Genomic DNA, 11,628 nt, shown 5'->3' on the forward strand with positions numbered 1-11,628 from the left:
CTGACATAAAGCAAGTTGACCGACGTGAAACGTGTGATAAACAAATTAAAGTGTAGATAAAAGTACATTGCGAGATTATCCCCACTATTTATCGGGGGAGCCTGAAAAAGTCGATTCTCCGGGAGTTAAGAATACAAAATGTCAAAGTGTTACTTTGATATAGATATACAATGTACGCATGTACATTAGTATATGATAGTAAAGTTTGTATGATTAGTAAATATTTTTCTAGTATAGAAACGACTAGTTTAAACGATCGATTCTTTTAGTCATTTGCAAAGGTACGCGTTTCTTCGATACTTGCAACCCTTCCAGACGATTTTTTTATCGCTTATTCTCTTTCTTATCAATAGGATAGGTTATCCTTCACGAAACAAGCGATTCCTTCAACGAACCTCCCGTTTCGATGCTCAAAAAACGCAAGATTTAGACGATCGTTTAGACTAGTCGTTTTTAATGGCAAACGACGATTTTCAATTAGTCTAACAGGTTGATTATCTTAATAAACACTAGTATTAATATTAATTTATTTATTATGAACAAAAAGTTTTCTACTCTTTTGGCAGGTGCTGCGCTTGTTGCTGCGGTATCTGCTAATGCGCAGAATCTTGCTGATGTTAAGGACGGAGTGGCTCTTGACATTAACAAAAGTGCACAAGCTTTGCCTACGTATGACAAAGATACCAAGGGCGGCCTTTATCAATTGAGAGATGCGAATGATCAGATCTTGATGATGAAGGAAGTGAATGGCGAATATTCATTGGTCGCAATGAGTGCCAATGATAAGGATTTCGTTTTGAAAAATACGTTATGGTGTGTGACTACTCAGCCGTATAGTCAAGGTCAAGCGGTAAAATTCGATTTCATGAACAAGGGTACTGGCATGATGTTGGATATCGCTATGGGTGATGATCTGAAAAGTGCGGATGGTAAGAAGGGCTATTGGTGGAAGCCTATAATCGGTGGTGAGATCTCTGGTTGGGCCTTCTCTTCTGTATTGAATAAGTTGGAGAAGAATGTTCCTTTGTATTCTCACTTTAGCACAGACTCTGTTATTGGTTTGTTGAACGATAACGGAACTATCAAGGTCGCTAAATATGCCTTGAATGATGTAAAGGTAGATCCTACAGCTGCTACAGACGTTACAGATCTTTCAAACCTTTCAGCTGAAGCGAAGAATACGTTCTCTGGCTTTACTTTGTATCAAGCAGAAGATATCGTATTAGATGCGGATCAATTGAATAAGATTTTCGATTTGCAGGATGCTGATGCGGGTGTTAAATTGAATTTCTCTCCGGATGTTAAGGGTACCAGCTTAAAGAATCCGTTCAACGAGAAGGAATTTATCGCTGAATCTACAGGTGATAACAAGTATTACGATGTGAATGCTAACAGTACTGCGACTTTGACAAATGGCGAATGGCGAATGGCTTTATGTGACACGTAAGAACGATGATAATAAGGACACTTATTTGAAGGTCGATACAGCTTATACAAATGAGACCGGTGCCAAGTTCTTGGCTTATGGCTGGACTGGTCCTAGCAAAACACAAGAGGCTATTGATCGCTTAGGGGATTTACAAGATCAACATAAGTTCTTATTTGTTTATTCTCCTAGCAAAGATGAATTGAAGATCTATGTAAAAAAGATCACTTGGAGAGGTGATGATGATAAGGTAAAATATTGGAAAGAGATTTATCAAAAGACAGACAACCAAAGAAATAACTGGCGTGTGTCTTTGCAAGATTTGATCAAGGATGAGACTCGTATCTTGACCGTTGATTATTCCAAACAGAATACAACCATCAAATTAGGTTATGGTGGTTGCGAGGCTGATCAATCAAAGACCTCTGTTAAGGATGGTGTTTACTACATCATGAACAAGAAGGGTGAGTACTTAGCTTCTCCGATCTATGAGAATGGCGTGATTCGTTGGACTACCGTGAATGCTGATGAGCAAAATGTAGCTCATATGCCAGCCTATCAATGGGTTGTTTTGAAGACAAACGCTAAAGATCAGAATAATCTGTCTTCAGTAATAGCTACTAACCGTGAGTTTGATGATGCGAAAGGAACATTTAGTTTGTATAAGAATGCTGATACGGAATATGTATATACAAAAAGCAATGTAGAATTAACACAAGATGGTGTTTCTTCTAAATTTACAGTAGCAGCGAAGAGTGACTTACGTTTTGTAGAGGTTCCGGCCGAGGCTGTATCTGATTCTTTGTTAGGTTATAAGAACTTAACGAACGATGAGTTGAAGGTTAATAAATATACATTTAATTACTGGCATCCGTATGCGACGGATAAATACATCGCTAAGTCTTCTAAAGACTCAACTTTGACAGTTAATGTTGGTGTATCTGCCTTTAATGTAGATACTGCTAAGAGAAGTGCAAACAGCTCTGTATATGCGGTAGAGAAGTTTGGTTTCAAGGTAGAGAAAGAACATCAAGATCGTATCAAAGGCTTGAAACAACTTTATAGAACGGCTTATGTAGTGAAATTAAATGGTATTGGCTTAGCTATCAATAAAGAGGATAAGTTCAATGTACCTACTCATAACGATTATCGGACTACAGGCGAGAATAAGGTGGTTACTCCGTTCTTCTTCAAGGAGAATAATGAGATCAAAGAAACGGGTAAGTGTTATTATGCGATCTTGTCTACTGAAAAAGACACTAAAGATGTAAACGATGTACATTATTCAATTTCAGATGACAACAAGGCTGGTGTATCTGACTATGATGGCTCTGCTACATTGAAATCTCAAGTATTGAAAGAATCCAGAACATCCGCATTCGCTATCGAACCGGATGAGACTCCACTGTACCGTCGTTTCAATTCTCTTGAGCTTGAAGGTAATGAAGGTGACAAGGCTGATACATTACGTTTCATCGAGAAATATCGTAAAGAGTACTTGCAAGTTGAGAACAACAAGAATTTCATGAATGGTGATATCGATTTCTTAGGTATCTACACTCCGGATAAGACGGAAGATGGCTTGTCATTCATCGTTGATACGGCATGGGTAAATCGTGGCGCTGGTAATATCAAACCTCAGTATTTGATCTCAATCGATCGTAACGACTTCGAGGGTACACCGGGTGTTGCTTGTACATATACTCATAATCACTATGACAATGAAGGTAACAAGGTAGACGCAGCGCACTGTTCACATGCTACTCCGGCTATCCCCGGTTTCGAGAGAGGTAAGTATTTGATCAACTTCCATGATTTCGCTTTGAAACATGATAAGGCTAATACTTCCGATGCGAAGAAAGACGCCGCTTATATGTGGAAGAAATATGATCGTGCCGGTTTCGTAGAGGCTGTTCGTGTAGCTGATACATTGTTCATCTTGAGAGACGAATTCAAGAACTTGAAGAATGAGGAGATCACGATTGAGGCTTTAAATAAGGCTGAGGAAGCAGCTTGGGCTGCCGCTAAGAAGGCTGGTGTAAGCAAGGATAACTTCGTATCTTACAAATATGTTTTATCTGGTGACAACCACAAGTATGTGACTTGGTCAATGCGTTTCGTTAACAGAAATGCTGCCGCTAATGAGGTTGAGGCTGATAGATCATTCTTGTTCGAATCAATGCAGGCAGATGGTCTTGACATCGCTCCTACAAAAGCTGCTTGGTTGAAAATGCAGAATGGTTGCTTGGTATTGTCTGATAAAGATGATTCTAAGTTTGACGAAACTGCTACCGGTGGTGATGACGCTTTAATCTTCAACGTAGAGCAAGGTGACGATATCGCTACAGATAACGAGACAATCGATGCTGTAGAAGGTGTTTCCATCACAACTGATAATGGTACTGTAACTATCCAAGGCGCTGCTGGTAAATCAGTAGTTATCTCTAACATCTTAGGTAAGGTAGTCGCTGAGACAGTTCTTACATCTGATAACGCAACAATTGCCGTACCTGCCGGTATCGTAGCTGTAGCTGTTGATGGTGAGGAAGCTGTTAAAGTGGTTGTTAAATAATTAAACAAATAGATAGGTCAAGAGATGGGAGAATCCCCCATCTCTTCCTTTAAGAAGATATTTATAATTCTGAAATTCCCGTGTGGAGATAGATTCTTCAAGTACACCGCGATGGTAGAACATGCGGGAGTATTAATACTAAAGTAATAAATTAAAAGCTCAGGTCACGAGAACTTCTGTGAAGAAATGTCGTGACCTTTTTTTGTACTCTTAAATCTCGTGCTATGCTTATATCTACTCAAGAAACATTGATCTATAAATCAATTAGTCCGGAAGACATTTATTGTTATACTCCCGGAATCACCGTGACTTCGACGGGACGCTTGGTCGTGACTTTCGACTTGGGCGGCAAGGGGGTAAAAGAAATCTATGCTTCTTCGCAGCTGTATACGGAAAGGACAAGACGGTTAGGTATCGGTAAGATTTTTGTATCGGACGACCAAGGCGCTAGTTGGTGTTTTATCTCGGATTTTAATTTTTGGCATGCCCGCCCTTTTTGTATAGGGGAAAAGATATATATCATAGGAAACGCAGGCGATTTATGTATTATATGCTCGGAAGATGATGGGAATACGTGGAGCGTTCCCTCGTTTCTCTCCCAAGGTGAGAAATGGCATTCTTCTGCCTGTAATGTTCTTTTCGCTAACGAGCGGGTTTACTTGGCGATGGAACAGCGTTTTTATAACTCGGAGATAGAAGGCTGGAATGTGGCGGGTTTGAGCCCTACCTTGCTATCTTGCTCTATTCACGATGATTTACTGGATGCGTCTTCTTGGCGACGTTCCGATCCTTTTGTTTTCAGGGATAAAGTACATTTCCCGGAAGGGGTTGGCATTCCTTTTTACGAGTCATTGACCAATAAGCCGCTAGAATTGGCTCCCGGTCGTTTTAATGCGCCCACTGGATGGCTGGAGGCTCAAGTGGTTCAAATAAAGGATAAACATCATATTTGGTATGATCCGGAGGGGAAAACGTTCCATATGTTTCTTCGTGCGCATACCGGAGGGATTGGATACGCTTGTTTATTAAAAGTGAGGGAAGATAAGAACGGCCAGATGGTAACCGGCTTTCAAGAGACTCCTTCCGGACAGACCTTGCTTTTCTTGCCCTTTCCCGGTGGTCATTTGAAATTCTTTATAGTGTATGATGAGATATCCCGGTTGTATTGGATGGCATCCAATCAATCTTTCGATTCTATGCGGACGATAAGCTCATTACCTGAGACTTCCCGGTATGGACTCCCGAATAATGAGAGGCATCGTTTACAATTATTATTCTCGAAGAATTGTGTGGACTGGTGTATGGCTGGGATGATCGCTTGCCAAGGGAATGAATTATATTCAAGAAATTATCCTTCGTTATGTATCGTAGGTGAGGATATGCACGTGGTTTGCCGTGCGGCGGATGATCATACAAAGGACCCTCAATACTCTGATTGTATTACATATTATAAAATTAAACGGTTTAGAATGTTAATCTATTAAATGAAGTGATTATGGAAAAAGTACTGATTGTAATACCGGCTCGATATGGTTCAAGCCGGTTGCCGGGTAAGCCTTTGGTTAAGATTAAAGGTATAGAGATGATAAAACGGGTCTCGGATATAGCGGATTTTGTATGTCGCAAAAATGAGTCTTGTTCTTATTTGGTAGCTACGGATGATGAGCGCATCGTCTCGTTTTGCGAATCCCGGGAGATTCCGGTGATGATGACTTCCACGAATTGTAAAAGTGGTACGGAACGTTGCTATGAGGCGGCAAGGAAACAGGACACCAATCCCGGACTGATAATAAATCTGCAAGGCGATAATCCCACGTGTCCTCCTTGGATCTTGCAAGATCTGATCGATACATGGAGAAAGGAGAAGGCGGATGTCCTTACCGCCTCGGTCTTGTTGGGATGGAGCGAATACGATCAATTACTGGCGATGAAAAAGGAAACCCCTTATTCTGGCACGACGGTATTGGTGGATCGGCTGGGATATGCCTTAGCTTTCTCGAAACAAACCATACCCGCTATCCGTAAGGAGGATCAGGCTAGGGATCTTTTGCCTAAAAGCCCTGTCAGGCGGCATGTGGGTTTATATGCGTATAGCGGTCGAGCCCTTGAGTCTTATTTCTCATTACCTCCGTCTGTGTATGAACGCTCTTATATAGAAGGATTGGAACAGATGCGTTTCTTAGAGAATGGTATCAAAATGAGGGTCGTAGACGTTGATTATCGGGGACGTGAGACAACAAGCGGGGTTGATTCCCCGGAAGATGTTAAACGGGTTGAGGAAATACTTGAGAAATATGGAGAGTTCGATCTTTCGTGACTTAGATGGAATCGTAGATTCTATTTTATTTCCTTACCATACTTTGGAGGAAGTTCTACCTCCTGGCTGTGAGGCTGGTCCGGTATGGATGGAATTTGCCTGTTGGGTAGACAGCCAAAAGGTGGATATACGGGCATCGGAATCACCCTTATTCTTGAATATATGTGGTATACCCGCATCCGGTAAATCGTATTGGGCGGTGAAATGGCTATCAGAGAATGGACCTTGTTTGCATATCGCTTTCGACGCTATCATGGAGGCATTATCCGGGTATCAAGCGGATTACTCGCTAGATAGGGAGAAAGCGTTCTTACGTTGGGAACTTCCTGCTCGTTTTTTAGGTTACCGTCTTCTTTTGTTGGGATTGAGGAATGGGTGGCCTATTTTATTTGAACATAGTAATGCGTTGAGAGAACATGTGGATTTGTATAAGAAGATAAAGAGTCTTGGATATCGGATTCATATGGTGTGCATCGATGCGACACCAGAAATGGTTATCAAAAGATTGGCTCGGAGGAATCGTTTTTTCCCGGAGGAGCAAGTAAAAAAACGTTGGGATTGCTTGATAGATTTGTTACCTGAATATCAAAAAATAGTAGATGACTTTAAATTAATACAACCATGGAAAAATGTAGAAAACTTGTGATCGTACGGCATGGTAATACGTTTCGTGCGGGAGAGACTCCGACTCGGGTTGGAGCTAGAACTGATTTGCCTCTGGTAGAGGAGGAACGAGCTAGATCTGCGGGACGTTATTTACGTGAAAAGGGGATTGTGATCGACAAGGTGATTTCGGCCCCCTTAAAACGCACATTGGAGACCGCTAACTATATCTTGGAGGAAATGAATGTGGATTTGCCTATCATTCAAGACTTACGTCTTAAAGAGATTGATTATGGGCCGGATGAGAATATGGTAGAAGATCATGTAATAAAACGTTTGGGATCTCTCTATTTAGAAAAGGAGGGAATGGACCGGAAAGACCTAACGGAAGATCGGATCGTGGAGAGTGGACTTTCCGTGATCGCCCAATGGAATGAGAAGGCCGTGGTACCGTTAGGATGGAACGTAGATGTAGAGAAACTGATAAGCGGTTGGCAGGATTTGGCGGCTAGTATACCTGATGGTGAGACTTGGCTGCTAGTATCTTCCAATGGAGTGATGCGTTTCTCCCCCTATATTCTGGGGAATTATGAGGATTTCTGTGCGACTCATGATATTAAGGTTCCGACAGGTGGGGTTTGTATATTCGATTGTGTGGGTGATCATTGGAGGTGTACGGATTGGGGAATAAAGGCTTATAAACTTTTTAAATGATAAATCATGGAAGATATATGGAATATAACAGCTTTGGTAGTTAGTGTATTAAGTGTGCTTTTGTCTCTTTATGCTTTAAGACAGGCTACCACTAAAAATACCTCGGATATGTATCTGTTCTTTATCTCGCAATATGCGAAGGAGGACATGAAATTGGCTTTACGTAAATTGAAAGATATAAAGCGGGGGGTATATCGGTTGGAACAATGGGAGAGTGATATGAAAAATAATTTGCCGAAAGCCTTTGAGTATGACGAGGCGAGACGTTTGGTGAAATATTTTTATGATACTTTAGCCTATATGAAGTTGGAGAAACTAATAGAGGCTCGTTTCGTAAGATTGATTTGCTTGAAGAAAGGGGCATGGCTTTATCTGGACACAGTCGAAGCCATGGAAAAATTTTTTGACAGTGGCTATGATAAAAAGCCATATGCGGTTATTCGGGATGTATGCGAAAATTTACGAAAGGAAGGGTGTTGTCCTCCTTAGTTCATTATTTTCGGCTTTTGGTGATTTAATAAAGCCTTGATCGAAGAAACGATCGGGGCTTTTATATTTATTTCTTAATTTGCCATGACAATATTCCGCAAGTCGAAACCGAATTGAATATACTCATCCTCAGTGATTTGCCTCTCTGTTGTCAGGATGATTAACGCATGCCCTCGATAGTTGTTTCTGTAAGGGGGATGGAAATGGTTGTAACGGTTTTCGAAGAAGCCGCATTTTTTATAGAACTTTAATCGCTTGGAGGAAATTTCATCCGTAATAGGATCGATCTCTAATAAGATGATCTTATTCAGGCGTTTATTAAAATCCTCCAGCAATAAACCGCCGTATCCTTGTCCCCTAAAGTTCTCATGAATGGCGAAATGTTCGATATATACATAGGTGCTAAAATCCCAGTATGAGATAAAGCCGATAAAGAGGTTATCTTTCAGATAAACCACTAGATGATAGTTGGGAGATTGGAAGGCCTGTTCTTGTTGTTCTTCTGTTCGTTGCTCAAATAGAGGGAAACTTGCCGTATATATTTGCTCAAAGGTAGGATAGAGAGGATCTTGCTTTCGCATTATTTCTAGTATGTCCATATGACTTCGCTTTATTTTGATGCGAAGATAATAATCTAAAAACATTGTCATGTCATATTAAAGCTTTATTTTTGGATGATCTTATAATTAAGATATTGTATACGATGATAGCGTGGTTTCGTTATATATGTTTAATTGTTAGCCTTATAATCACTATGCCGGAATTACTTTCGGCACAACGTCTGGTTTCTCAACGTCAAGAGGATGTAGAGGCCGGTCTTTTATATAACGAGAGCGTCTACATCCTATCTAATTATTCTTGTCTATCCTCCAATTCCCCGGAAAAACTTTCTTTGGACGAGTTGTTGCGGAAGCAGATCGAAGGCTTTTATTTCTATTTGAAGCGGGATACGGAGACAAATGTATTGTTACTAAGGAAACCTGATGGTACGTTTACCCCTTTTAGTGAGTCATTGGAAGCCATTAAGACGGCCTTGGATGCGGACTCCACTAAGGTTATGACGCTTTTCCTTGATTTCTATGTAGAGACGGAGCTGGAATCCTCTTTTAAGGAAATAGGCTTGATGGAGTATGTACTTGAGTATGATACGAAAAACGGATGGCCATCCCTGAAGGATATGTTGAGTTCCGGAAAGCGACTGGTCGTTTTCGAGGTTCAGAAACATTTGAACAGTCCTTCATGGTTGCATAATATGAGGGATTTCGTGGAGCATACGGACGCTGATTGGGGCAACCAACCGGAAGGGGTTGAGAGTTTTGATGAGCGGCTGAAAAAAAATTTGTCTTTATTTACCGGATATAAGTTCTTGGAGACTTCCCGGGGGAATAGCAATGATATCTCGGCTTTAGCCCGGCAGACGCCCTATTTAATTGAATCGTTTAAAAGAGCGTGGATCCGGGATGGAAGGGTTCCCAATTTTATCTTGGTAGATAAGTATTACGCGTGGTTGGATGTCTCGTTGGTTACTTTTCGGAATTTCGATATCATCTACGGCGCGGTTACGAATAACAATGAGCTGCTTAACTACGTGAATTGGGATGGGATGTCTAATTATACGACGGGTAAATATTGCTTTCCGCTAGAGCCCGGGGCCGAGTTGATGCTTTCCCCGATCTCTCCGGGCTATAGGATAGAGCCGGCTACGGTTTATGTCTCCGGTACCCAAAGGAAGGCTTTCGCTAGCGATTTTAAGGCTAGACCTTTGCGGATTGACGAGGATATAGAGATTTATTTACCGTTTGAGGGCGATGAGAAAGATGGTTCGTCCAATCATAATCTCACGGTATCTAGGAATGTCGAGTTTATTCAGGACCCTATACGGGGACAGGTCGCTTCCTTGGAGAATCAGGCCCGTGTGGATTTACCGACCGCTTCGGAACTTCATATGCGGGATCATGATTTCACTGTCGGCGTTTGGTTGAAAATACCTAAGTACCTGCCGGAGAAGGAGGATTATTGTATTCTGGGAGCTAAGAACAGTACTTATCAACAAGCGTTGCATCTGTTGATACGGAACCGGAAATCGTATATGGGATTCTTTAACAACGATCTGGTTGGTAACACGGAGATCGAGCCGGGCAAATGGTACAATGTCGTATGGCGGTATAATAAAAGGAATGGGGAGCAGGCTATATTCGTGAATGGAAAACTGGACGCGATCTCTTTTGATCGTCCGGCTTATCTGGGTAGTGATAGCTTATATGTCGGTTTCGTGAATTTCAGCCAGTCCTCGAATTTCGTGGGTGTGCTGGATAATCTTTGTATTTGGTCTCGTGTGTTGAGCGATAAGGAGATATTGGGATTGAGCAACCAGTTATTAGATTTACATATATCGAATGCGATTACTTGGTTGGATATCCTTGGAATTGGGTTGATTTTGATGGCTTTGGTCTCGATAGCTTATCTAGGCTATCGGAAGGTGAAAGAAAAACCAAGGCAGGATGAGGCTGATGCGGGAACGGTCGCGGAGGAGGGAATCGAGGAAGGAATCGAGGAGCCGGATCGTTCTTCGCGAGAGATGCCGGAGGAGATTGAGGAGGTTCCGGTTCTGCGCAATTATATCCGATTGTTTGGAGAGTTCTATGTGTTGGACCGGGATGGAAATGATATAACCTCTCTATTTACTCCCAAGTTGAAACAGCTGTTCCTCTTGATTATGCTTCACTCTTCCCGCGGACGTTTCGGGATATCGAGCAAGGACTTGACACGGATGATTTGGGGGAATGACAACCCCTCGAAAAGTACGAAGAGCCTTCGAAGCGTATCTATATTGAAACTCCGGAAGATATTGGAACGTATCGATACGGTTGAGGTTCTATTTAACGCGAATCGATATATTCTCCAGCTTTCGGAAGATGTCTATTGCGATTATTTGGCTTGTTTGGATTGGCTGAAAGATAAACGGGTACGGACTCAGCCGGACTTTGAATATTTCTATGATATTATCAGCAAAGGAGAAGTGTTCAAAGGGGAATCGTTTGATTGGATGGATGATTTTAAAAGTTATATCTGTAATAGTACGGTGGATGTCTTGTCTCGCTTTATCGACACTTACTCGATCGAGGATGAGGCGGATCGGGTGATCCAGATAGCAGACCAGATCCTTCTGAACGATCCTTGCAACGAGGAGGCTTTGCTCTATAAGATCAAAGCCTTGATTTACCAGAACAACTTTAAATTGGCCCGTTATGTGTACGACCGCTTTTGCGCTTTATACCAAGAGATGTATGGCGAGGCTTTCCCCTCTTCTTTTGAGCAGGTCGTACCGTCTCCGCTGATGAGTCAGCAATCTCCCCAGTAAGTATTATAGTGTGCCTGCTCATTGGCAGGACTGTGCCATTGCTATTGTCACACCTGTGCCATCGTTGTGGCAAGACCGTGCCACCGTTATGGCATGCCTGTGCCATCCGTGTGGCACTCCTCTGCCATTACAGTGGCAAATGTATG

Annotated in this window: 7 protein-coding genes and 1 pseudogene; 7 read left to right on the forward strand and 1 reads right to left on the reverse strand. The window is 41.9% G+C overall.

The genetic code is table 11. The features are described from left to right. Window positions 1-535 precede the first annotated feature (535 nt). The 6 genes and pseudogenes from CI959_RS09450 (at window position 536) to CI959_RS09475 (ending at window position 8,121) form a co-directional block, all read left to right on the forward strand. A pseudogene (locus CI959_RS09450) lies at window positions 536-3,998 on the forward strand (DUF6383 domain-containing protein). Between the two features lie 224 nt (window positions 3,999-4,222). After that, entirely contained in the window at window positions 4,223-5,482 is a 1,260-nt protein-coding gene (locus CI959_RS09455; RefSeq protein ID WP_008780660.1) for a sialidase family protein, read from the forward strand. Window positions 5,483-5,493: 11 nt separating this feature from the next. Continuing rightward, complete coding sequence (locus CI959_RS09460) at window positions 5,494-6,315, forward strand: manno-octulosonate cytidylyltransferase (RefSeq protein WP_011966922.1); 822 nt, start codon at window positions 5,494-5,496, stop codon at window positions 6,313-6,315. Further along, window positions 6,293-6,961 carry an AAA family ATPase gene (locus CI959_RS09465; RefSeq protein ID WP_041525587.1) on the forward strand — a complete coding sequence of 223 codons (669 nt, stop codon included), beginning with the start codon at window positions 6,293-6,295 and terminating at the stop codon, window positions 6,959-6,961. The genes CI959_RS09460 and CI959_RS09465 overlap by 23 nt, the downstream gene beginning before the upstream one ends. Continuing rightward, entirely contained in the window at window positions 6,937-7,632 is a 696-nt protein-coding gene (locus CI959_RS09470) for a histidine phosphatase family protein (protein WP_011966920.1), read from the forward strand. Before CI959_RS09465 ends, CI959_RS09470 begins: the two co-directional genes overlap by 25 nt. A gap of 6 nt (window positions 7,633-7,638) precedes the next feature. Then, entirely contained in the window at window positions 7,639-8,121 is a 483-nt protein-coding gene (locus CI959_RS09475) for a hypothetical protein (RefSeq protein ID WP_005861117.1), read from the forward strand. A 74-nt stretch (window positions 8,122-8,195) separates the two neighbouring features. Here the strand turns inward: CI959_RS09475 and CI959_RS09480 are convergent, their stop codons facing one another. Then, the gene (locus CI959_RS09480) at window positions 8,196-8,720 is read right to left on the reverse strand and encodes a GNAT family N-acetyltransferase (protein ID WP_034527732.1); all 525 of its coding nucleotides are present in this window, start codon (window positions 8,718-8,720) and stop codon (window positions 8,196-8,198) included. A 71-nt stretch (window positions 8,721-8,791) separates the two neighbouring features. Here CI959_RS09480 and CI959_RS09485 point away from each other — a divergent pair, with 71 nt between their 5' ends. Next, window positions 8,792-11,482, forward strand: coding sequence for a LamG-like jellyroll fold domain-containing protein (locus CI959_RS09485; protein ID WP_057316910.1), 2,691 nt, complete (start codon window positions 8,792-8,794; stop codon window positions 11,480-11,482). The last annotated feature ends 146 nt before the right edge of the window (window positions 11,483-11,628 follow it).

Source organism: Parabacteroides sp. AT13, from assembly GCF_002272965.1.
In the GTDB taxonomy this organism is placed as follows: Bacteria; Bacteroidota; Bacteroidia; order Bacteroidales; family Tannerellaceae; genus Parabacteroides; species Parabacteroides distasonis.

What these genes read in the sequence shown, in the direction of transcription:
- CI959_RS09455 (WP_008780660.1), top strand. Translation starts at nt 4,223, where the DNA reads ATGCTTATATCTACTCAAGAAACATTGATCTATAAATCAATTAGTCCG.
- CI959_RS09480 (WP_034527732.1), bottom strand. Translation starts at nt 8,720, where the DNA reads ATGGACATACTAGAAATAATGCGAAAGCAAGATCCTCTCTATCCTACC.
- CI959_RS09465 (WP_041525587.1), top strand. Translation starts at nt 6,293, where the DNA reads ATGGAGAGTTCGATCTTTCGTGACTTAGATGGAATCGTAGATTCTATT.
- CI959_RS09470 (WP_011966920.1), top strand. Translation starts at nt 6,937, where the DNA reads ATGGAAAAATGTAGAAAACTTGTGATCGTACGGCATGGTAATACGTTT.
- CI959_RS09475 (WP_005861117.1), top strand. Translation starts at nt 7,639, where the DNA reads ATGGAAGATATATGGAATATAACAGCTTTGGTAGTTAGTGTATTAAGT.
- CI959_RS09460 (WP_011966922.1), top strand. Translation starts at nt 5,494, where the DNA reads ATGGAAAAAGTACTGATTGTAATACCGGCTCGATATGGTTCAAGCCGG.